We start from the raw sequence: 22,694 nt of genomic DNA on the forward strand, positions 1-22,694 counted from the left end.
AGCTATGTTTATTATCCAGCAATCTTTCTAGCTCCCTTGTCACCCCTTCAGATTAGATACTGAAGCAATTCTGCAATTTATTGGCTGTTCATTTAGCAGGAGTTACTTATTGAAGTAAATAGTTATATGGCAACTGTAAACAAATAGTTGCCTTTCTCCTAACAAAGCTATAGATTTTTTTATTGTCTGTAAGATTACCGATCGCCTTGGCTTTGCAAGATTAAGATTGACCGGTAACTTTACCTTCCGAGGAGCGAAAGTTATTAACTGTAGTAGAAACCATTGCTGCCATCAACTGTTCTGGACAAACCCGAAAAGGTAAACGATGAATGTCGGATTGAGGATTGCAAGCAATCTCAGCAGCATGGCGTAACTGCGACAGGCTAATATCTGCCAGTCCTAGATTGTCTAGAGTTTTAGGTAAACCAATTTGAGTATAAAACTGTAGTAGCTGGTTTCGAGAAGAAGTGGCTAATTGGTTTCCCTGTACCATTTCTTCTAGACGCAACTGGACTAAAATTCCGTAAGCAACTTTTTCTCCATGCAGAGCCTGATGAGTTTCTGGAAGATGAGTTAGTCCATTGTGAACGGCATGAGCGGCAACAGTTCGACAATCTGCCCCTCCAATACCTCCAATGGCTCCTGCCAGTAACACCGTGGCATCGACAACTTCTCGCCATTCATCACTCTGAGGATTTTCTAATGCTGTTGCAGATTTTTGCCAGAGGATATCGCGGAGAACTCTAGCTTGCTGTACTGCAGAGATGATGAGTGTCGCCGAAGAACTCCCGCTACTAACTGAGGCTTCATACCATTTAGCGATCGCATCACCAATTCCTGCGACTAAAGTTCGTTGGGGTGCGCTGCGAACCAAACCATAGTCGAGGATTAATAAATTGGGACAGTGTTCTAGAGTTACATCGTATTGAAATGTTCCCTGCGGAGAATAAATATTTGATAGAGCCGTCCAAGCGGCACAAGTAGCCCCCGATGTTGGGATGGTAATTATAGGTAAGCCACACTGGTGGGCGAGTAGTTTCGCCGTATCTAAAGCTTTTCCGCCCCCTACGCCTACGATAAAATCGGCTCGATGTTCGGCAACTGCCGCTTTCAACCTCACCAGGGAAGCCTCCGCACAATCGGGACTGTAACTCGCATCAGTCCAATTAAGCTGTTGTCGGGCAAAAACTGGTTGCAGATAAGCTCTAACTACATCTAACGTGCGCTCGCCGCCGATAACTAGAGGGCGAGCGCCATATCGAGCGATTTCGGCTCCCGAATTTACCAAACAAGTTTCTCCTCTCAATACTCTGGCAGGAGCAATGGCTAAAGGGGCAAATTTGGTTGCAGACTGAGATAGTTTGACGGATTTTTGGCTCATAGATTATTCTAGATTTCCGCTCGTTTCAGGTAGTTGAGCTATATTGCGATCAAATGTTTCTATTTGTATATTATCGTCATTTCTGACCACAAGGGAACGTTCCGCTGCTCCTAGATATAAAGGAAGTGAAACTCCTGAGTCTGGATGCATAATAGTTCTAATTTTAATTAAAAAGCGATCGTTGCCATTAGTAGGAGTTCGACCATAGGAATAGAGGTCTTCTGCCGCTTGACGAAGAGTAGGTTCGATCGCAGATTTTTCTATCTCTGGCGGTACGGCAATTACCGCTAGGTTAGAACCATTGTCGTAAACTAAAGTATAACGTACTGCACCTGGTATTTCAGTATGGGGAAATAAACTCAAGCCCAAGGTAAATATACCTACGGTTAACAAGGTGGTAAAAGCAGTAACACCAACCAAGCGAAACCGGAAGTTCCAGCCAAAGATAAAAGCTGCGATCGTAGCGATAAAACAGATAATCGTGAAAATTCCCGACCACTGCGCGTAGGTAAAAATATTAGTTGGTATTGTCATTGGTAATAGGCAAAATAAAATCTTCGACTATAGCTGATTTTAAGAAAAGCAGAGCTTACTCCTGGTCACAAATTGTACTAATATTTTGCGTTCTCACGAAAGAAGACGAAGAAAACCATCCATCATTGCTAATTTGTTGCCTCTTCAACGGTATTCCCCGCATCCTCTAGAGCACTGCCGGCTTCGCCGATACCTTCTTCAACTGCATTCCCCGCATCATCAAGTCTTTCTTCTGTAAAACTTTCTGCGTCTTCTAGAGCATCACCCGTTTCTTCACCAGCATCTTCTAAAGCATCGCCTGCCTCTTCACCAGCGTCCTCTATAGCGTTACCCGCATCTTCACCATTATCTTGTATTTGGCTTTCAGGAGTTTCATTTTCTGGAGACTCTGCTGGTTCCTGGCAAGCTCCAAACAGAAGAGATAAGCCTAAAATTAAGGGAAAAGTTATTTGTTTGAGGTACATAATCGATTAATAATTCTAGTTTGACAGTTAATTGTAGTAGTTGAACTGTAAATCATTATTCCAAAATTCTGCAACTGCCAAAAGCCATATATTCAAACTTGTATGGCGACTCCAAATAAACTCGGAGACAAAATTTTGTCAGTTGCCAATTACTTTTCCAACGACATCTCAAATCGAGTGAGACTGGTATAACCTAACTCAGTTCTAGCTGAGAGAAGATTTCTGCCAGTATTTCTCCAGCTCCCCGTTCCCGTAAGCGGTTGGCTAAATCTTGACCGAGTTGTTCGGCATTGGCTCTATTGCCACTTACACTGTCCTTAATTAACTGTTTGCCATCCAAACTAGCTACCATACCCACCAGGGTTAGATTATCTCCTTCAATATTAGTGTTAACGCCAATGGGAACTTGACAACCTCCTTCTAATTCTCTTAGAAAAGAACGTTCGGCATAGGTGCGATCGCGACTATCGGGATCTTCTAAAACTTTTAAGATTTCTAAGATTTCTGTATCTCCTGCTCGACATTCTATGCCCAAGGCTCCTTGTCCGACTGCATGGAGAGAAATCTCGCCAGGAATAACCTGATGGATGCGATCGCTCATCTGCAATCTTTGCAATCCCGCAACTGCTAGAATAATTCCGTCGTATTCTCCTGCATCTAATTTTGCCAAACGAGTATTAACGTTACCGCGAATATCTTTAAATTCTAAGTGAGGATAGTAGTGTCGCAACTGTGCCAATCTTCTTAGGGAAGAAGTACCAATAACTGCTCCTTCAGGTAAAGTATCTAGTTGCTTGTCTTGAAATTTGGCATTAACTACTAAAGCATCGGCAGGATCTACTCTTTGGGTAACGCAACCGAGCATCAGTCCCTTCGGTAAATTAGTCGGTAAATCTTTGAGAGAATGAACCGCAAAATCGGTATCTCTTCGGAGCATTCCCTCTTCTAGTTCTTTAGTAAATAAACCCTTATCACCAATTTTGGCAAGAGCGACATCGAGAATTTTATCTCCCTTGGTGCTAATTTTTTCAACTTCAAAGTCGATATCGGGAAAGTTTTTTTCCAATTTGGCTTTTACCCAGTAAGTTTGCACTAAGGCGAGTTGACTTTTGCGAGTTACGATCCGAATAGTACGTGTAGAAGTATCAACGAAGGTCATCAAAAATAATTTATTAAAGATTATAGGGACTCGATCTAGGGTATCGCAGTTCTCAATTGATATAAGTAAATTTTTGTTGGTAGTATATCGCTTCGTCGCTCTTCTAGATTACAAAAATTTGTTCGTGGCAACAATTACCATTACCTTAGGACATATTTTAGCCATGGCTGAAGGTTCGAGTCTAGTCTGTAAGCTATTGCTTGGAAATGAATGTAGGTTATTTCCAGCTTAGCTTATTTGACGATAACCCAGGGCTATTGAAGTTCCCACGAGAGAGCGTAAGCAACGTCGGTAAGGTTAATTAATCATTTCAGCTAAAATTGCTTCCAATTTTTCAATTAAAAAATCTAGATCTTCTGCTACTTCTGTAGAACGAGCAGGTGGTTCGATAGCTGGTTGATAATGAATTAATTTAATTTGTCCTTCACCGATCGCTATAATTAAAACTTCAGTTTCTGGTTGATAGCCGTCAATGATACCTAGGATTTCTTGTATTTGCCCGTTGGTATCGTGATTTAAACGTTCGATATCTTCTTTAGTACAAGTTACAAAGTGAGGTTGGGGTTTGAGATCGATCCCGAGAATATGATTTGAGTTCTGCCATTCTTGCTGCAGTCCCCAGACTAAAGCCGTCAAATAGTTTTCGTTTTCTTTGACAAAACGATCCAATTGCGATCGCCACTTTTGTTGGGCTACTTCTGGTCGATTTTTACCGAATCCAATCATATTAAATTATATTGATGTTATTGGCGATCTATCATTTTGTCATTTTACCAGGTTTAAACACTTACTCGACAACTCATACTTCGCACTCCATCAAGGCGAAAACCACTGCATCGAAACAGAATGCCAGCATAATCGGCAAGGGACACGCAGTAGCATAACTTGCTACCAAGGCAACGAGGCTAATAATTATTGCAATAGTCGTCCAGCGCTTCTCCGCCTTGCTAAACCCTTTTTCCTTTTTAATGGTTATTAAAACTTTAGAGGGAATGGGTTCTGGCATTACGCCATTAGGAGGAAAAGCCCAGTAATGGTTGTGGCGTTCTGTAAATAGCTCCGTCCAGCCATTATTATCGCACCACTCTTGAAGCCATTCATCATGAAAGTGTTTCATATTTTTCAAACGAGTAAAAAAAATGTAAATTTTTGATAAATAAATAATATTAAAAGAGCTCGATTTAACTAATCGAGCGTGTAAATAATCTAGCAAAGTCATTTTTGCTTTTGAATCTCTAGGGAATTTTACTTAATAAAGCTTTATTTAATTTAGCCGATGTTAATTTATTATTCTAAATCTATAATTTATCTATGTTACTAAGTAAGTAAGATTGTTCTAAATCTTAAATTTTCCTTTTTATTTCTCTATTTCTGGCAACATTATAATTAAGACGAAGTAATCTATTCAGCAGAAAATTTAAGTATAAATACTCAAAATAATAAAAACTGGACTAAGAATATAGGCGTTGAGTTAAACTAAGCCGAAGGAAAGTGTCAGGATTGACTTTATAAAATCTGCTCATGTTCTCTGAACAGACTTGTTCCTGACTCTTTTTCCTTAAGCTGCTTGAAGCAAGAAACGTACCTCATCGACCCGTTCTCGAAATTGTTGCCTCTGCTCAGAGGTCGGCTATCGGTGTCGCCGGCTCGAAATAAGCTTGAGCCCCCTCTAAGTCTCGCCTTACTCAGCATCGATTCCTCGGTAGAGATAGCACCATTTGCCTTTGACCTGAATGTAAGTCTCGTCTACGAACCAGACCTCGCCAATCTTACCGCGACCTTTTGTCCTTAATTCATCTCGAAAAATCGCAGCGAAGCGTTCCTCCCAATCTCGCATCGCTTCGTGGGTGAACTCAAAACCTCTCATCAACAAGAACTCAGCTACATCTGGCTAGCTTAACTTGTAGCGGATGGGGCACAGCAAAATCTGAAAGAGAATATCGCTAGGCACTTGGACATAATTAAAGGGCTCTCTTATACCACAATCTAAGATCTCAGTACTGACAGTTTCCATCGATTAGTAAATTATCATTACGAGTTCGGCAACGGTGTTAAATTTTCTAAAATAAGATCGGCAAAGATCTTTAGTCGAGATTAAACTCACTTTTTGTGAAACAAACTTACATAAATAGGTACCAACTATGACACCTGAATTGAAAGCGAAAATCGATAAGCTAGTCAACGACAATAAAATTATGGTGTTTATGAAGGGCTCCAAGCTAATGCCTCAATGTGGATTTTCCAATAACGTAGTGCAAATGCTTAACTCTTTGGGCGTTCCCTACGAAACCGTTGATGTCTTAGACAACCCTGAAATACGCCAGGGAATCAAAGAATATTCCAACTGGCCGACAATTCCACAAATCTATATCAACGGCGAGTTTGTCGGTGGTTCCGATATTGCGATCGAACTGTATCAAAGTGGTGAATTGCAGCAGATGGTAGAAGTGGCCTTAGCTTCGTAAACTAATAGTCCCAGGTCTTAGCTAGTCTAAGACCTGGGACTTTAAGCGAGCTTAGATTTACAGACTACTCTGCCTTAGCGGTGCGATAGGTGAGAAAATGCACACGAGACAAAAAGACGGAGACGGCACGTAACCGTTTAATTAATATAAATCGCGTTCGGTTTGAGATGAAGATAATTCGAAATTAGAAGGATCCCGCAAAAACTTTAACGCTTTTTCTTCTAAACGATGAATGTGATACGGTTCGATAGTATTGGTATGTCGCAGACAAGAAATATAACCATTCATAAATAGTCTAATTTCTTCAAAGCTGTAGCGTCTGCTCCAGAGATCGACCATAGAGTCTGTAAGTTTCTGATAGTGGCGTATTGTTTGGCTATCGTGAAGAATCATTTTGATACTCTCGGCTGCAGTTTTGTTGGTTTTGTTGGACAGTAATAGGTAGGTATTAGGAAAGTAAAGTTGTCAGAAGCCCGTCATATTAGGACTGTCAACTTTGAGTTTTTAGTTATCATATAGTTCAGATTTAATTATGTTTTAATATATACTCTATTTTATCAATCTCTCCACCTAGTATTGACACTGACTTTGGTATAATTTTCGTTCCGCAAAAATCTTCGTAACGAGTGTTACAAAACATTGACATTAGCTTTGATAGTTTTGTAGTTAAGTTTTTTACATTACCAAAGAAGCTATGGTGGGCACGGTATATATTTCTATAGTTGAGGGTAATCCTCACCTACGCTCTCTGTTAGGCTGGCATTTACAGCAGTCTGGCTATACGGTCAAACAGTCTGCGAGTTTTCAACAGGGAATAGATGTTTTCAATCGATATCAGCCTACCTTAGCGATTATAGATTCTAACTTGCCCGATGGGGATGGCTTGGAGCTTTGTCGTTGGTTACACCGACAACAAAAAACCTTAATTTTGCTCTTATCCGCAAGAGATACCGAACAAGATATCGTAGCTGGATTAAAAGCTGGTGCAGACGACTATCTGACTAAACCCTTTGGAATGCAAGAATTCTTGGCAAGAGTTGAAGCTTTGATTAGAAGGTTGCGCGCTAGTTCTACTCCCCTCTATTTAGATTATCAAGATCTAAAAATCGATCTAGTACAGCGTCGCGTTCAGGTTAGAGGGAACTTTATCGAACTGACTCCTCAAGAGTTTAGCTTGCTATACGTGTTAGCACAAGCAGAAGGTAATCCTTTGAGCCGTTCGGAACTGTTGCGTCGCGCTTGGCCCGATGCAATTGACAATCCTCGAACGATTGACACTCACGTTCTCTCACTACGCAAAAAAATCGAATTCAATCCCCGTCAACCCGACTTAATTCAAACCGTGCGTAATGTTGGCTATCGTTTAAATCCCAACATTATTAACGGTAAAATGACCCGGTCTCTAGAGCTAGATAACTCCAGAAGTACCAAGAATAAAAGTCCTAGCTTGGCTCGAGTTTCCTTAAATTAGCTGAAAGCATCAACTAACGCCATTCTTCAGTAGCTCGCGCTTGTGTCTGTAAAATTTGCTGCTGTAATCTCGACCAAGCATCGGCAGTAGCTGTGGTGTCTGTCGCTAAATATCCCGTCGCCAGATAAAGTATGCGATCACAAAAATTTTGAATTAATTCTAATTGGTGATTGACCATTAATATAGTCGTACCCTGGTTGCGATTTAATTCATTGAGAACATCTAATACATAATTTGCCAAACCGAGGTCTAATGCTGATGTCGGTTCGTCTAACAATAGAATTTTGGGCTGCATCATTAAAGCCCGAGCGGTTGCAACCAACTGTTTCTGTCCTTGAGAAAGCTGCAGTTCATTCCTTTCTAACCATTCTTCGGGTAGGCGCAAGCGATGTTGCCAAAAATCTAATCGCTGCTGGATGATGGCTAATGGTAATTTTTGTAGTTTTAGAGGATAAATGAGAGTTTCTCTAACGTTCATTTGCAATAATTTGGGTTCTTGAGGAATCAGCACGATTTGTTGGCGCAAGCGAATTGGAGAAATTTGGTTCAATGGCGTGTCTTCAAAATAAATTGCTCCCGAACTCGGGCTGCTGAGGCGATTTAATAGCCGCAGCAGAGAGGTTTTACCTGCCCCAGAAACACCGGCAACCGCAATTTTCTCTCCTGGCTCGACCGCTAACGAAATATTTTGTAATAAAAATGCCGAACCAAAAGAAGCCTTCAAATCGACTGCCTCTAGCCGCAAAATTGAATTAGAAACCCGCTCGCTCATGGTTAATTATTCCCTACTCTTGTCAATCATGACGCGAGGCAGGAGACTATGACAAGCCTGTGAATCGCTCGTTGTTTGAGATAAAATCGAGTTGCATTTACTAAAATCCTGAGGGAGTAAAGATTTGAGTTGGCTGTCAAAACTTTCTAATTGGCTATCTGGAGGGGTTCTAGATCGATATAGAGAACAGGCAAGATTGGCTAAAGCTAAGCTACGACAAACCGAATTACAAGTAGAAAGTTTGCAAGATCGGCTACAGCAAGCTCATAAAGAATTAGCTCAATCCAAGGCTCAAGAGCAAATTAACCGAGGTTTTCAAATAGAGCTAGTAGAAACTCAAGTTCGACTGAAGAAAATTCAGGATGAATATAGTAACTGCCAGCAACAGTTGCTAAACTCCGAGCAGCAACTAAAACGATTACAAACCCAACTTCAACAAGCTTCTTCGGAATTAGCTGTATCTCAAGATTGGCTGCAACAGCTGAACACTCCCGTGGAAGTCTTGGAGATCGAAAAGACTCTACCCAAGCAAGAGTTTAATACGTTTTGGGGATTCGGAATTACCTCTCCCCAACCTAAAACTAGATCGACAGCAGGTTCGATAATCTTTCGGGGTTGGGTGTTGGGCAAAAAAAGTGCCGTCGAGCTAGTAAAAATTTCTTATCGAGAGCAAACCATACTAGAAGTTCCAGCCAACCTTCCCAGCCCGGGCATTACGCAACAGTACCCAGATATTCCTCAAGCTGCTCGCAGTGGTTTTGAATTTTCACTTACAGTTGCCGGTATTACTTCTCCAGCCAAACTGAATCTCTTTGCTGTTTTGAGCAATCGCAGCGTTATTCCACTGTGTACTTTCATTTTGAAATAACTAGGGATTCTCTTCAGGAATAAACCTGTTGGTAGTAATGCTGATATTCTTCAGAAAGCAGGGGCTGCCACCAGTGTTGATGTTCGAGATACCATTTAACCGTATGGCGCAAACCCCCTGCAACCGTTTCTTCGGGACTCCAACCCAATTCAGTTTTAATTTTATTGGCATCGATCGCATAACGGCGATCGTGTCCTGGGCGATCTTTGACAAAGGTAATTAATTTTTCGGCAGGACGTACTGGTAAATCTGGGGCGAGTTCGTCCATTAACTGACAAATTTGGCGTACTAAATCGATATTTTCAACTTCGTTGTTACCGCCAATATTATAGGTTTCTCCCGGCGAACCGCGATGAATGACCACGTCTAAGGCGCGACAGTGGTCGGCAACATAAAGCCAGTCGCGAATATTTTGCCCGTCGCCATAAACTGGTAGGGGTTTACCGAGCAAAATGTTAATGCATATCAATGGAATCAGCTTTTCGGGGAAATGGTAGGGACCGTAATTATTCGAGCAGTTGGTAACGATGACGGGCATTCGGTAGGTATGATAGTAGGCACGAGCTAGATGATCGCTGCCTGCTTTAGAAGCCGAATAGGGACTGTTGGGAGCATAGGGTGTAGTTTCGGTAAAGGGAGGGTCTGCTTCACCGAGACTACCGTATACTTCGTCAGTAGAGACGTGCAAAAAGCAATCGCTCTGAGGTTGGTTTCTTTGCAACCAGTGTTGGCGAAAGGCTTCGAGTAAAGTAAAAGTTCCCACGACGTTGGTTTGCACGAATGCTCCAGGACCTAGAATCGAGCGATCGACATGGGATTCGGCAGCCAAATGCGCTACCGTATCGATATCTTCTGTAGCGAGCAATTCCTCGACTAGGGCGCGATCGCAAATATCTCCTCGGACAAATCTAAAATTAGTTCGCTCTTCTAGAATATCGAGATTGTGACGATTTCCCGCATAGGTCAGAGCATCTAAAACTATCACGCGGTCTTCACGATAGTTATTACACCAGTGATGGACGAAGTTAGAGCCGATAAAACCCGCTCCTCCCGTGATTAATATTTTACGGGGTTGTCTTTTTTTTACTGTTTCTCTAGTGCTAGTCACAATTTTTTTTCCTTCTCTTTCGGGAGTGAGTAGTTACTAATCTGTGGCTGAATTCCCAACTGCCGAGAATCAAGTATATTCACAACTAATAAAAATGCAGTAAAAGTTTTTCAGATTGCTTTGTTAGAGCAAACTGCACCATTTTCAGTTACATACTTTTTCTTGCCTATTACCCGTTCTAAATAACTAAATAAGTTCGATCTGGGAATCGTCACCAATCATAAACCGCATCGCTTTAGGTCTTTGGGGTGCGGTTTTCAATTGCGCTCTTTCCCCAATCAGACTATCGACAATCCGCTGCTGAATACCGATTACTTTTGCTCCTTTGAGGATTACACTGTGTTCGATATCGACATCAACTAAGGTAGTATCGTCGGCAATACTGCTATAGGGACCGATAAAACAGTTTTCAATCTGACAGTTATTGCCAATATTTACGGGTCCTCTAATAGTACTATTAATAATGCGCGTTCCAGAGCCGATATGTACTCTGCCACTTACTTTACTAGCGGCATCGATTTCTCCTTCAATAGCCATTTCCAGACAGCTATCGAGAATAACTTGATTGGCGGCGAGAAGATCGTCTTTTTTACCCGTATCCAACCACCACCCCTTTAGTTGAAAAGACTGTACGTTTTGCTGACGGTCGATTAAATATTGAATGGCATCGGTAATTTCTAGTTCTCCTCTAGCTGAAGGCTGAATATGAGCGATCGCCCGATGAATGGCAGCAGAAAATAAATATACTCCTACTAGTGCCAAATTAGAAGGGGGATTTTGGGGTTTTTCAATTAGCTGTAATACTTTGCCCTGTCCGTCTACTTTTGCCACGCCAAAGGCTGTAGGATTTTCCACCGCACATAATAAGGTCAGAGCATCTAATTGCTGAGATTTAAATTTATCGAGAAATAAGTCTAGCTGACTTTCAACTAAATTGTCACCTAAATACATTACGAAAGGGGAATCTGCCAAAAACGGTTGAGCGACCCTGACCGCGTGTGCCAGTCCCAAAGGTCGATCCTGCAAAATATAGCTAATCTTAGCTCCAAAGCGATCGCCATTGCCGGTTTTTGCTTTGACTTCTTCTCCCGTTTCCGGACTGATAATAATACCGATGTCGGTAATTCCCGCTGCAACAATCGATTCAATGCCATACCAGAGAATGGGTTTATTAGCTACCGGAACCAGTTGTTTGGCACCGGTATAAGTAAGAGGACGTAACCGAGTGCCTTTACCGCCGGAAAGAATGAGTGCTTTCATCTTAATTTCGCTATCTTAATGAATACAACTGAGTTAACATTTGTCGGAGAGACTCTTGCCAATGAGGGGGATATACTCCTAGTGTTTGAGTTATTTTGGTTTTAGAGAGTACGGAGTAGGCAGGTCGCTTTGCGGGGGTGGGATATTCTGCAGTAGTAATTGGCACGACTCGCTGGATTTTTAACGGAAACCCCAATTCTTTGGCTTCGCTAAAGACAGCCACAGCCAGATCGTACCAGCTAGCCACACCACTATTGCTATAGTGATAGATTTCCCCTGGAATAACCGTTATTTTGGTTAATAATGAGGCAATAGTCTTAGCAATATCGTACGACCAAGTAGGACTGCCAATTTGGTCGGCAACTACCCTTATTTCTTCTCTGGTTGACCCCAGTTTTAACATGGTTTTGACGAAGTTACCATGTCCGCGAGAACCATATACCCAAGCGGTACGCAAAATAATGTGGCGATCGCAATTTTCCCTTACGCCAATTTCCCCTAACAGTTTCGATTTACCATAGGTTCCCAAAGGGTTGGTAGGGTCTGTCTCAGTATAGGGAGTATAATTTTTGCCGTCAAACACATAGTCGGTAGAAATATGCACCATCTTGGCGCCAATTTTTTCTGCAGCTGCTGCCATTATCTTGGGTGCGCTGGCGTTAATTGCCATTGCCAGTTCGGTTTCGGTTTCCGATTTATCTACTGTCGTGTAGGCTGCTGCGTTAAGGATAATATCTGGTTTAATCGTGGCAATTGCTGCTTCAATTTGTTCTGGTATAGTTAAATCCAAACTAGCGCGATCGACCCCGATTACTTCTCCCAATGTAGTTAAAGTCTGCTGTAATTCAGCACCGACTTGACCCGTAATTCCCGTTAGTAAAATTTTACTCATGCAAATACCTCAGCTTGGTTTAGAGGTTGAGCAGCTTTATCCTTTGCCGATAGTAGCGGTTTTTCTTCAATCTGCCAGTCGATTCCGATTTCGGGATCGTTCCATAGTATAGCTCGTTCGTGTTGGGGTGCATAATAATCGGTGGTTTTGTAAAGACAATCTGCCGTATCCGACAGTACGACAAACCCGTGTGCAAATCCTTCTGGAACCCAAATTTGTCGTTTGTTTTCTGCAGTTAACAGACAACCAGTCCACTGTCCGAAAGTAGGAGAGCTTTTTCTGATATCTACTGCTACATCAAAGATTGCTCCTGCTACCACTCTGACTAATTTTCCCTGAGTCTGCTCGATCTGATAGTGCAAACCCCGGAGGACGTTTTTAGCCGATCGCGAATGGTTATCTTGAACGAACCGGGCTTTAACTCCAGTTTGTTCTTCAAAAGTCTTTTGGTTAAAACTCTCCATAAAGAAGCCGCGATCGTCGCCAAATACTCGCGGTTCGATAATCAAAGCTTCGGGAATATTAGTTTTAATGATATTCATCGAGTTAATCGAAGGATTTTTTATTACGGCTATGAATTGTATATCGATAGGGAAAATTATTGGTTAATTGAGCAACGCTCAATCGCAGCGCTGGATATAAAATCTAGCGACCGATTGAGTAAACTAATTCCTACGGTTAAGGTTTGGTGCAAACGCTAATGATTAACTGGTTTGGAATCGATCGAGAAGTAGAATCGGCGACCGTTGTTAGTAAACAATAAATCCAAGAGTGAACGTTGCAACTAGATGAATAGCTCGATATGGCATTTAATGCTTGCGAGCTGAAGAAAAATTTTTCTCTATCTTGCTATGTCAAACTCGGTCATTTCATAATCATACGACTTCACTAATGCCTAACTTATTCTTTTATTGTTTTACTTTTAAAAGTCGTTATTTGCCAAGGCTGAATTGTACTGTCTTGTTTCTTGTCGTTATTGTCGATCGCTTCTTCTAAATTATTAGTTCGACAGTCAAAATTTAAGTCAAGCTCGTTTTGTAGAGAAAATTTTGCTGTTTGACCACAACACTCATAAAATCGTATTATTGTTTCTTTATTATTTTCTTCACTAGGCTTTAATGCCATTAAAATCAAATTTTCTGCTGATAGTTTTAGAAAACTTTTCGTCACAGATAATTGTTGTTTGTTTGAGATAGCTATTTGCTTACTATTATCTATAAATACTTTTTGCAAAGGTATATTTAGTTCGTAACTTTTTTGTACGGTTTTTGCCGCTCGCCAGACTTTTTGGTGGGGATAGATAGCATAAGTAAATTGATGTTTGCTACGATTGGTACTGCCACATGCCGAAGGCTTATCGCAAGTAGGATCGGGCCATAAGGGAGAACGCAATAAAGTTAAGCGTATTCGATCGGATTGAAAATCATGACCGTGTTTGCAATCATTGAGCAAACTCACTCCATATTCGCCACTATTATCCGTCAAGTCTACCCACTTCAAGGCAGCAACTTCCCATTTAGCTTTATCTAAATCTAATTCTGTTTCGGGTTTAGTAGAATTGGCGATTGCACCACAGGCAATTTCTCGAGTAAACAAGTCGCTTTTGAGATTTAAAGGAAAAGCTGTTTTGACGACGACGTTGGTTTCTTGCCAGTCAACGCTATTAGCTATTTTCAAAATTGGCGAGTTTATTTGTAAGATATAATCTTGAATAAATTGTGAGCTACCCAAAGTTTTCACTACTCGAATACGCTGCTGCAATTCTCCTCTTTCTAACCATTGAATCGCACTTAACTTTGTGTCCGGTAAAGGATAAAGTTCGTAGTCGGGAGCGATATTCCAGGCATCCCAATATTGACCTTTGTCTACAAAAGCTTGTAATTTATTTCCCGCACCACTTAGTATTTCTCGTTGGTTGGCTCGATCGAAAACACTATCTAAATCACCAGATTGAGAATTAACAGTTACAGTTAAATATTCATTTTCTAAAATATATTCCGAGTCATTATCTTCCTTGTCTTTTAACACCTTATTATCTTCTAATAGCCAAAAAAGACGATAACCAACTGAAGGAATATCTTCGGCAAGAAATAATAATTTGTTATCCCTAATCAATTGCGCTCGCACTCTTTTGCCTTCTAAATCGTACACCTCGTAATTGTTTGCGGTTTCTAATTCCACAACCTCGGATCGCTGCCAGTTGAGGGAATTAAAAATTACGATCGCTTTAGCTTCGAGGTGGGGTGGTGCGGGTAAATCGATATAAGAGGCGATCGCTTTTAAGGCTATTGAAAGAATATTCTCACCAATTGCTATCGCCTTCTCCCAGTCCTGGTTCGCTTCGCTAAAAACTTCGGGGATAGATGTACCTGGTAAGATATCGTGAAATTGGTTGAATAAGACTTTTTTCCAAGCGATTTCAATTTGCTGCTGCCACCCTTGACAGGAATGTGTACCAACTGTATTATACATAATAGGAAATAGTGTCTGGCTTACGAACCCGTTGGAATTTACCAAATTAGCCAAAGTTGCCCACAACTCCGCCTCATATAATAAAGTTTCACAGTAACGATTAAATCTTTTTTGGTCTGCATGAGTGGTATAGCAACCGCGATGCAGTTCTAAGTACAGCTCATCTTGCCAAACGGGAAGCTTATCATTTTCGTTTCTAACTTTCTCCAAATATTCTCTAGCAGTAGTAAATTTAATTTCGGGAAAAAACGGCGACCGATCCCATTTTGCCCCTACCTCTAGCATATCTTTAGTCGGTCCTCCCCCATGATCGCCGACTCCAGGTAACCATAAGATATCCTGCAAACCAGTTTGGGTTTCCCAGTCAACAGCATAGTCAGTCATAGTTAGAGGGTTGGTATCCATCACCCCTGTAATATTCGGCGGCGACATCAGCGTTAGCAACCTCGTCCCGTCGGGAGACACCCACCAAAAACATCCCAAAGGAAACTTATTAGTATCATTCCAGTGCAGTTTGCCCGTAACAAAATATTCAATACTGCTTTGCTGAAAAATTTGGGGTAGTTGCCAAGTAAAGCCAAAGCTATCGGGTAGCCAAGCAACTTTAGTAATATTGCCAAACTTTTCCTTAAAGTATTTTTGACCGTAAAGTAATTGTCTAATTAAAGACTCGCCGCTAACTAAATTGACTTCTGGTTCGACCCACATTCCCCCTAATATCTCCCAGCAGCCTCGGTTTACTGCATCTCGAATAGCAGTAAATAATTCGGGTCGATGATGTTCGATCCACTCGTATAAGGCAGGAGTAGTGTGTCCGAAAGTAAGCTGGGGATAACTTTGTTGTAAGCTAAGGACAGAATTAAAAGTACGCTGCGCCACTTCATAGGTTTCGGCAGTAGTCCACAGCCAAGCCATATCTAAGTGAGCGTGACCGAGTAAGTTAAAACAGCGTTGTTTAATATTTTCGGTCAAAGGTAATAGTCGCTGTCGCAAATTATCTAAATCGTGATCGAACCTGTCAGCATCTGCAATATTGTTCCAGTTAAACTTATCGATCTCCGTTGCTAATAAGTGTAGATTATCTGGTTCGAACTCAACCGTGTATTTGAGTAACACGGCAAGTTCATCTGCGACTAAACCAGGATCGATACTATTATCTCGTTCGTAAATTAAATGCGATCGCATCAAAGCGCCGATGTCATGATGGGGAGTAAGCAAACGAATGGCGATCTTATATTGATTATTGAGTTTAGCATTGTCAGTAAGCAAAATGCGAGCGGAAGAGTCAAATAAATCTCCCTGTTGTACCAACTCGCCGTTAACAAATATTTGGGCAACCTCTGCCCACCAAGTAAGTACTAGTCTTAAACTCAAGCCCGATAGCGGGTACCTTTGTAAGGTCGCGGGAACGATAATTTTTTGACCCAACCATCTGACTTGTCTACCTTGGGGAAAAATAATGTAGCCTCGTTGGTTGAGTAATGCAGGTTGGCAGTTATCTAAATTCAGTTGGCCTAAGTTGCGATCTATTTCTGTTTCGGGAAGATAATACCAATGATGCTGTAGTTCTAATTTGACTAACTGGCGTAGTAACGCGATCGCTTTTTTGATCCTAACAATTACAGTTTCAGTCACAGTTATTAATAAGGTAATGGTAAAAAATCAACTTATTCAGTGTTAATTTATCGATCTATAGGCAGTTCATAGCGTTAGCTAATGATAATAGACCAAAAATTGTTTTGATGTCGAAATTTTTAGGCGATCCCTAACATACATAGAAACGAAATTGCTATTGTTATGTTTAACCTCTAAAAACTCAAACGGCTTGCTTCGCAAATGACCATAATTTTCATTTGTATATAAAGTCGTCGTTTCATCTGGATAATAGAGAAATTATCCTCTTGATGATAAATATCAAGACAGTTTCAGACTTTGCTACTATCTACTAACTACTAACCCTTAAGCCCGTTTAAGTCCAATCGAGTAAAAACTTAACTTTGATTTATGAATGCGATCGCCCGTCAGTTAGCTTTAATGCAACTATCAGATTCTTTTTTTCCTTCTGGCTCATATACTCTTTCTCACGGCTTAGAAACTTTAGTACGAAGCGAGTTAGTCAACTCGGCAGATGAGATCGAAACATTTTTAAACCTACTATTACGCGACAAAATTGGAACTTGCGACTTGGTCGCTCTAATTCATGCTTACAAAGGCAGTTGTGATCGCGATTTTGAAGCTGTAAAAACGGCAGATAGAGAATTATTTACCAGAACTCTCATCAAATCTAGCCGCGAAGCTCAAATCAAAAGCGGACGTGCTTTACTGATGGTTTCTAATTCGACTTGGCACGACCTTCGACTAGAAACTCTCAAACAATACACAGCTAACAAACAGATTCATTGTTTGCATCCAATAGTTTTTGCCGTAGTCAGTAGAGTAGTAGGTTTGACCGAATCAGAAGCAGCGATCGCTTTTTTACACGGTTTTACCACTGGTATACTAGGTGCGGCTATTCGCTTAGGCGCGATCGGACATATTCGAGCACAGCAAATCTTATCTTCACTAGCACTAGAGATCGAGCGGGTGTATCTTCAGGCAAGCTCGTTAACTTTAGCTGAGATGAGTTCTTGTACTCCCCAAATCGATCTAGCTCAAATGCAGCACTACAAATTAAGAACGAGAGTGTTTGCCAGTTAGAGGTTGTCTGAGAAGTCTCATAGAGAAATTACCTGGAAAATTAATTGATTTCAAGATAATTGTTTTTTAAAAAAAATTAGTGTGATTGGAAAACGTAGTCAAAACTCTCGGAGAACAAGAGCTAATACGCTCCGCGTACTGGTAAAGCCAATCGCAGCATGAGTTATAAACATTATTACCGGTAATCAGTTATCGGTAGTTAGTTACGAGTCTTAAATCTTTATTGCTAACTGTCAGTTATCTAACTTCCTATGCGGTATAACAATCTCAGCATAATTAATCGAGCACTTATTGAAGGAGAGAAGAAGATGTCTGAATTAAGTATTGCCAAAGGTAGTTGCCTCTGCGGTGCAGTAAGTCTTTCTACCAGCAGCATGAATCCTCACGTTGCAGCTTGTCACTGTAACATGTGTCGCAAATGGGGTGGAGGAGCTTTATTAGCAGTTGAGTGTAGTAGTGATGTTAGTTTCGAAGATGAAGAAAATATCGGGATCTACCAGTCTTCAGAATGGGCAGAACGTGGATTCTGTAAGCAGTGTGGTAGCCATTTGTTTTATCGGTTCAAACAAAACAATCAATACTACATACCAGCAGGGATTTTTGACAGTGATGAAGGACTTGTTTTAGAGCATCAGGTTTTTATCGACGAAAAACCCAAATACTATTCTTTTGCTAATGAAACCAAGAACATGACTGGGGAAGAAATATTCGCGCAGTTTGCATCAGATTCATCGAAGTAAACAATCGAGCCTCATGAACTCAAAATTTAGAATCGGCTTGTTGTAAAAATTCTGTTTCCTCTGGAGTGTTCGTTCTTCCTAATATTTGATTGCGATGGGGAGATCTACCAAATCTTTGAATGATTTTCCAATGACGATAAGCATAATCAATAGCACTTTTACGATCGGGGTGAGCTGGTAAACTATTAAATAGTTTGAGCGATGTTTCTTGGTCTTCTAAATTTTCACTATGTTCGAAGGGAAGATAAATAAACCAACGTTGTACGGGAATTAATTGAAGATCGAATTGATGTGTAATTGCATATTGAGCATGAGATTTAGCTCGCTCATCGGTAGCAAAAGCTCGAGGTGAACCCCGAAACATATTGCGAGGGAATTGGTCTAAAACAATAATTAATGCCAAACAGCTTAAAGGTTGTTGTTGCCAGTAATGCAATTCCCCTGCTGCTGCTCGCTCGTATAGGTGTTGAAATTGAGATTTGATTTTTAGATCCAATTCATCATTTTTGACAAACCAAAATTTAAGGGCTTTTCCATAATTTAGATCTTCTGGTTTACTAAACCAAAAATCTAATACTTTTTGATATTCCATAATTTTTTACTCGGAAGATGACAAGATTATGAAGATTTTTTACTGACATAATTTTCTTTTACCTCTCAAAGATTAATTTAAATGATGCGTGATTACACTCCACGTACTGGCAAAGCCAATCGCGGCATGGATGATTGCTATTATAAACATTAATTCATTTTTGCCAGTTCGAGTTGGGTTAGGCAATTACAAGCCAATGCGAGAAACGCAATTGTCAGTTATTTAGCTCATTATCTAAGTCTAGGTAGAACTTTTTCCTTTCTCTTCCAAAGGTAGTGCTTGAAAGAATCCTCTTTGTTGATAAGCCTGTTTAATTTCCATTGCTACGATTTCGTCTATACCCAAATGTTCTCTTGCTACTAAATCTAAAGCTGTAGGACACGGTAAATGATGGTAGAGCCAACAACCAATTTCAAGATGTGATTTACTGTAAAATTTTACTGGGCAATGAGGACGGTCAATTTCTCCTAGTTGCCCATAGCCAGCGCTACGCCATTGACAAACAATAGGTGTAACATCAACTTCCCAGTATTGACCGTATTTGTTGTATCGTCTTTGAATTGGTAATCTCCAAGCGGCAGCAAGTAGTTTACAGTTAAAATAGTTGCTGCAACTTTTGATTCCTTTTAGCTTTCCATAAAAACGATCTTGGCTTTTTTTACAGGTTTCATTTAACGGACATTTTTCAAGTTTATCGATTGACATTTAGGGTACACTTGTTTTGTTAAAGGCACAAATTAAAAATGCAGAAATTAAAGCTTCGTCAAATGTATCTCAATATTTTTATTTATCCTTTTTAGAGTTTTGTGGACTTACATAATCTCTCAAATATTCATATGGTTTATTTAAATCACCATCAAGAGCGATCGTCGCTTCATAGATCGTTTGGCTATCGGCTTGAATTAATTCTGGCCATACTATTGAGATTAATTGATTGCCAAAATCTTCCGAAGCATCTCTTGGTAATTCATTGGGAAGATTGTCTACTGCCATGATATCAATGCAATGCTCTTTAAATGGCTCAGTTTCTCGTTCTAATACTGGGTCATAACCATAAATCGGCTCGTCAATAGAAGAAGCTCTAATTGTCGAAGGAATCGAGGAATCTGGGGCAAGATCGCAGGTAACATCGGCAATAACCTGAATCGTGAAATCCTTGCGCTTCATGTCCTCTTTGGTAAAAAAGACTGGAATACGTCGATCCCAATAGATACCATTAAGCATTATATCCGCAGTGTGTATGTAACATTCAAAAATTGACTCATACTGTTCGGGATATCGATAATAATCAGTCTCATCGAAAGAAGCTTCTCCTTCCTTACGATACATGTCTTTAACTGTTAGTTGTGTATAAACTGCTTCGCTAAAGTTTTGTGAGACAAATGCTTGAGGTGAAACCCGTTTGATGTTCATCAAGTCCAATACTTCGGTCGCTCCCGATGCAACTCTACCTTCTCCAGTGACTACCAGCTTGATATTAGAAAGAGGTAAATTCTGATAATAAGTTTGAGCTTCTGCCCAGTCATGACATTGATGCATGGGTTTGAGTAAAAATTCTCCCGAACGTCGCCCCCAAGTCAGAAGAGCATTGTGAGCACCAACAATACCTGCCCAGCGTCCAAAACCAATTACTCGTTTGCCGTATTCATTAAGTAAACATTCATAATCAATCAAGCGAATTCTTCGTTGCAAAATTGAACGTAATAGTTCCCGATTATAAGGTTGTTTTTTTATCGTATGAGAGAAAAAGAGGTAGGTTTTATTCGGCAGTAACAAGTTTATGGGAACTTCTTTGACACCTAACAACAGTTCGCACATCTCAAGATTTTCGGTTACTGGGATACCTTGACTTAGATACTCAGAATCGCTAAAGCTTCGTTCTTGACTGGGCTGCACGAGGATCTCTACATCTCGATAATTATCTAGTAAATACCGGCATTGTTTCGGTGTTAATGGCACTCGATTATCGCTCTCGATTTTGCCTTCTCTGACGATTACTACTTTCATAATTAATATAATACCGAACTAAAATGAGATAAGAGAACTGTTTGAAACTCAGACATAAGATCGATGACCACATCAAGCCATCAGCCACTCAACGATGCAGAGCCGATCGCTATCCGCCCTGACACTGAGGTAATGACACGCCAAAAACTTTCCTATTTTGTAGGTATTTCGGGGCAAACAGCAGGTACTAAAGGTTTATCGATGCACTTAGTAGTCATTTCACCTGGTGCTACTGCCGCTCCACATTTTCATCAAGGTTTTGAAACCGGCATTTACGTGCTGGAAGGGCAGGTTGAAACACGATACGGCAAAGCATTAGAAAAATCGTGTATTAGTCAGACAGGAGACTTTTTGTTTATTCCACCAGGGGTGCCCCATACCGCAATTAATCTAAGTCAAACTCAACCAGCACGAGCTATAGTAGCTCGTAACGATCCCAACGAGCAAGAGAATGTGGTGCCCTATAGCATTCAATCAGATCGAGATAAAAATCATACAGAATTTAATATTTAAGAAGACTTGTAGGCAAGGTAAAAATTATTGATGGGGTCATGGGGAAGTTGTTGGACGGAAATATCGTTAAATCCTGCTTCTTCGAGCATTTCTAAAGCGGTTTCTTCTCCCCAAACTGTCCCCAATCCTGCTCCATCATTGGCTAAAGAAACAGAAGTACAATGCAAACAAGAAACAGTATAAAGAAAGGTTCTTGCTGAATGGTCTAAGTTTTGATGCACATCACGAGAAGCACGAATATCCTGCATTAGAAAGACCCCTTCACGAGCTAAATTTTGATAAATATTATGGAGTACCCGATCTGGTTGAGCCAGATCGTGAATAGCGTCAAACGCAGTAATTAAATCGAAGGGTTGTTGAAAATTGAGTTGGGCTGCATCTTGTGCTTCAAATGTAATATTATTTAATCCCAATTCTTGAGTATGAGTTTTCGCCAAAGCGATCGCATCTTCGGCAAAATCTATGCCGATAAACTGACTGCGGGGGAAAAGCCGTGCCATCGTACTTAAGGCACGTCCGCCACCACATCCCACGTCTAATACCTTAATTCCGGCGGTCAATTTTTCGTTTAAACCCGAGACTAGGGGTAAAATTGCCTCATCTAAAACCGCTACTACATTTTGACCACTATCTTCTGCCATCACTTGATGAAATCTGGGATAAGCGGTATAAGGTAGTCCTCCTCCCTGTTGAAAACAATTGATAATTTCATCTTCGACTCGTGCCAATACAGGAATAAACTGCATAGTGACAGCAAGATTATTCGGTGTTGCTTGGCGAGTGAGAAAGGCAGCATATTCGGGCGGTAATTGATAAGTGCGATCGTCGGGGTTATATGCAATGATCTCTCCCATTACCATTGCCCCTAACCATTCCCTGACATAACGCTCATTTAATCCCGCAGCCGAGGCAATGCTGTCACTAGTAGCAGGAGGCAGATTACCCATAATGTCAAAAAGTTGAGTACGATGACCGAGAGAAATCATTAAGGATAATGCACCTTGATTGAGAATTTCCAGTAATTCCGAGGCGATCGCTACTGGATCTTTTGGTTTTAATGTTCTTGTATTCATTATTGACCTTGAATCTTTATCTATCAATTTATGTTCGAGGTAAATAAAAATCAATTAATTGTCTTTGTCACTCAAAGCAAATACTAGTGTAATTGATGTGTACGTCATTCAGCCGAGTAAATATGAAGTTTTGTCATTCAATTATTTCCATAGAATGATTTTTTCTTCGTTCTACTTTTGCTTCGATCTTAATATCAACAAAAAAATTGAAGACATTAGTTATGGT

General features: G+C 40.6%; 23 protein-coding genes and 1 pseudogene. 6 read left to right on the top strand and 18 right to left on the bottom strand.

All coding sequences use genetic code 11. The features are described 5' to 3' along the window. Positions 1-220: 220 nt before the first annotated feature. The 7 genes and pseudogenes from ACLFKQ_RS13620 to ACLFKQ_RS13650 all read right to left on the bottom strand — a co-directional run. Positions 221-1,381: an iron-containing alcohol dehydrogenase gene (locus tag ACLFKQ_RS13620; protein WP_449000362.1), complete on the bottom strand. Its 1,161-nt coding sequence runs from the start codon at positions 1,379-1,381 to the stop codon at positions 221-223. Between the two features lie 3 nt (positions 1,382-1,384). Beyond that, complete coding sequence (locus tag ACLFKQ_RS13625; protein WP_449000363.1) at positions 1,385-1,915, bottom strand: DUF2518 family protein; 531 nt, start codon at positions 1,913-1,915, stop codon at positions 1,385-1,387. A gap of 128 nt (positions 1,916-2,043) precedes the next feature. Further along, a complete protein-coding gene (locus ACLFKQ_RS13630; protein ID WP_449000364.1) occupies positions 2,044-2,379 on the bottom strand; it encodes a hypothetical protein in 336 nt (111 codons plus the stop codon). A 193-nt stretch (positions 2,380-2,572) separates the two neighbouring features. After that, positions 2,573-3,538, bottom strand: coding sequence for a hydroxymethylbilane synthase (gene hemC, locus ACLFKQ_RS13635; RefSeq protein ID WP_449000365.1), 966 nt, complete (start codon positions 3,536-3,538; stop codon positions 2,573-2,575). Between the two features lie 297 nt (positions 3,539-3,835). Further along, positions 3,836-4,264 carry a beta-carboxysome assembly chaperone CcmS gene (gene ccmS / locus ACLFKQ_RS13640; RefSeq protein ID WP_449000366.1) on the bottom strand — a complete coding sequence of 143 codons (429 nt, stop codon included), beginning with the start codon at positions 4,262-4,264 and terminating at the stop codon, positions 3,836-3,838. Positions 4,265-4,337: 73 nt separating this feature from the next. Beyond that, entirely contained in the window at positions 4,338-4,655 is a 318-nt protein-coding gene (locus tag ACLFKQ_RS13645) for a slr1957 family protein (RefSeq protein WP_449000367.1), read from the bottom strand. 567 nt (positions 4,656-5,222) lie between these two features. Continuing rightward, a pseudogene (locus ACLFKQ_RS13650) lies at positions 5,223-5,507 on the bottom strand (DDE-type integrase/transposase/recombinase); the annotation flags it as partial. A 172-nt stretch (positions 5,508-5,679) separates the two neighbouring features. Between ACLFKQ_RS13650 and grxD the strand changes: the two are divergent. Continuing rightward, entirely contained in the window at positions 5,680-6,003 is a 324-nt protein-coding gene (gene grxD, locus ACLFKQ_RS13655; protein ID WP_449000368.1) for a Grx4 family monothiol glutaredoxin, read from the top strand. Between the two features lie 141 nt (positions 6,004-6,144). On the opposite strand, the gene ACLFKQ_RS13660 is transcribed toward grxD, so the two are convergent. Continuing rightward, positions 6,145-6,393 (bottom strand): DUF6761 family protein, encoded by a 249-nt coding sequence (locus ACLFKQ_RS13660; RefSeq protein WP_449001031.1) that lies wholly within the window; start codon positions 6,391-6,393, stop codon positions 6,145-6,147. A 307-nt stretch (positions 6,394-6,700) separates the two neighbouring features. Here ACLFKQ_RS13660 and ACLFKQ_RS13665 point away from each other — a divergent pair, with 307 nt between their 5' ends. Beyond that, positions 6,701-7,474 (top strand): response regulator transcription factor, encoded by a 774-nt coding sequence (locus tag ACLFKQ_RS13665; protein ID WP_449001032.1) that lies wholly within the window; start codon positions 6,701-6,703, stop codon positions 7,472-7,474. Between the two features lie 13 nt (positions 7,475-7,487). On the opposite strand, the gene ACLFKQ_RS13670 is transcribed toward ACLFKQ_RS13665, so the two are convergent. Beyond that, positions 7,488-8,246, bottom strand: coding sequence for an ABC transporter ATP-binding protein (locus ACLFKQ_RS13670; protein ID WP_449000369.1), 759 nt, complete (start codon positions 8,244-8,246; stop codon positions 7,488-7,490). A 124-nt stretch (positions 8,247-8,370) separates the two neighbouring features. On the opposite strand from ACLFKQ_RS13670, the gene ACLFKQ_RS13675 reads away from it, so the two are divergent. Then, on the top strand, positions 8,371-9,114 hold the full coding sequence (locus ACLFKQ_RS13675) for a hypothetical protein (RefSeq protein ID WP_449000370.1): 744 nt from the start codon (positions 8,371-8,373) through the stop codon (positions 9,112-9,114). 13 nt (positions 9,115-9,127) lie between these two features. Here ACLFKQ_RS13675 and rfbB read toward each other — a convergent pair whose 3' ends face one another. The 5 genes from rfbB to ACLFKQ_RS13700 all read right to left on the bottom strand — a co-directional run bounded on the left by rfbB (position 9,128) and on the right by ACLFKQ_RS13700 (position 16,481). After that, a complete protein-coding gene (gene rfbB, locus ACLFKQ_RS13680) occupies positions 9,128-10,222 on the bottom strand; it encodes a dTDP-glucose 4,6-dehydratase (protein WP_449000371.1) in 1,095 nt (364 codons plus the stop codon). Between the two features lie 186 nt (positions 10,223-10,408). Continuing rightward, positions 10,409-11,482 carry a glucose-1-phosphate thymidylyltransferase gene (locus ACLFKQ_RS13685; RefSeq protein WP_449000372.1) on the bottom strand — a complete coding sequence of 358 codons (1,074 nt, stop codon included), beginning with the start codon at positions 11,480-11,482 and terminating at the stop codon, positions 10,409-10,411. Between the two features lie 10 nt (positions 11,483-11,492). Continuing rightward, a complete protein-coding gene (rfbD, locus tag ACLFKQ_RS13690; RefSeq protein WP_449000373.1) occupies positions 11,493-12,374 on the bottom strand; it encodes a dTDP-4-dehydrorhamnose reductase in 882 nt (293 codons plus the stop codon). Then, a complete protein-coding gene (rfbC, locus tag ACLFKQ_RS13695; RefSeq protein ID WP_449000374.1) occupies positions 12,371-12,916 on the bottom strand; it encodes a dTDP-4-dehydrorhamnose 3,5-epimerase in 546 nt (181 codons plus the stop codon). Before rfbC ends, rfbD begins: the two co-directional genes overlap by 4 nt. A 358-nt stretch (positions 12,917-13,274) precedes the next feature. Next, complete coding sequence (locus tag ACLFKQ_RS13700) at positions 13,275-16,481, bottom strand: alpha-mannosidase (protein WP_449000375.1); 3,207 nt, start codon at positions 16,479-16,481, stop codon at positions 13,275-13,277. A 369-nt stretch (positions 16,482-16,850) separates the two neighbouring features. Here ACLFKQ_RS13700 and ACLFKQ_RS13705 point away from each other — a divergent pair, with 369 nt between their 5' ends. Together ACLFKQ_RS13705 and ACLFKQ_RS13710 are read left to right on the top strand one after the other, a co-directional pair. After that, positions 16,851-17,543, top strand: a complete 693-nt coding sequence (locus tag ACLFKQ_RS13705) for an urease accessory protein UreF (protein WP_449000376.1) — start codon at positions 16,851-16,853, stop codon at positions 17,541-17,543. A 308-nt stretch (positions 17,544-17,851) separates the two neighbouring features. Continuing rightward, entirely contained in the window at positions 17,852-18,283 is a 432-nt protein-coding gene (locus tag ACLFKQ_RS13710) for a GFA family protein (protein ID WP_449000377.1), read from the top strand. Positions 18,284-18,302: 19 nt separating this feature from the next. Here ACLFKQ_RS13710 and ACLFKQ_RS13715 read toward each other — a convergent pair whose 3' ends face one another. From ACLFKQ_RS13715 to ACLFKQ_RS13725, 3 genes are all read right to left on the bottom strand, one after another. Then, positions 18,303-18,875, bottom strand: a complete 573-nt coding sequence (locus ACLFKQ_RS13715; protein WP_449000378.1) for a DUF924 family protein — start codon at positions 18,873-18,875, stop codon at positions 18,303-18,305. Positions 18,876-19,115: 240 nt separating this feature from the next. Continuing rightward, complete coding sequence (locus ACLFKQ_RS13720) at positions 19,116-19,580, bottom strand: hypothetical protein (protein ID WP_449000379.1); 465 nt, start codon at positions 19,578-19,580, stop codon at positions 19,116-19,118. Between the two features lie 78 nt (positions 19,581-19,658). After that, the gene (locus tag ACLFKQ_RS13725) at positions 19,659-20,882 is read right to left on the bottom strand and encodes an NAD(P)-dependent oxidoreductase (protein WP_449000380.1); all 1,224 of its coding nucleotides are present in this window, start codon (positions 20,880-20,882) and stop codon (positions 19,659-19,661) included. Positions 20,883-20,945: 63 nt separating this feature from the next. Between ACLFKQ_RS13725 and ACLFKQ_RS13730 the strand changes: the two genes are divergently transcribed. Beyond that, complete coding sequence (locus tag ACLFKQ_RS13730; RefSeq protein WP_449000381.1) at positions 20,946-21,395, top strand: cupin domain-containing protein; 450 nt, start codon at positions 20,946-20,948, stop codon at positions 21,393-21,395. Here the strand turns inward: ACLFKQ_RS13730 and ACLFKQ_RS13735 are convergent. Further along, positions 21,392-22,468 (bottom strand): class I SAM-dependent methyltransferase, encoded by a 1,077-nt coding sequence (locus ACLFKQ_RS13735; RefSeq protein WP_449000382.1) that lies wholly within the window; start codon positions 22,466-22,468, stop codon positions 21,392-21,394. The genes ACLFKQ_RS13730 and ACLFKQ_RS13735 overlap by 4 nt on opposite strands. Between the last annotated feature and the right edge of the window lie 226 nt (positions 22,469-22,694).

The organism is Myxosarcina sp. GI1(2024), from assembly GCF_053543375.1.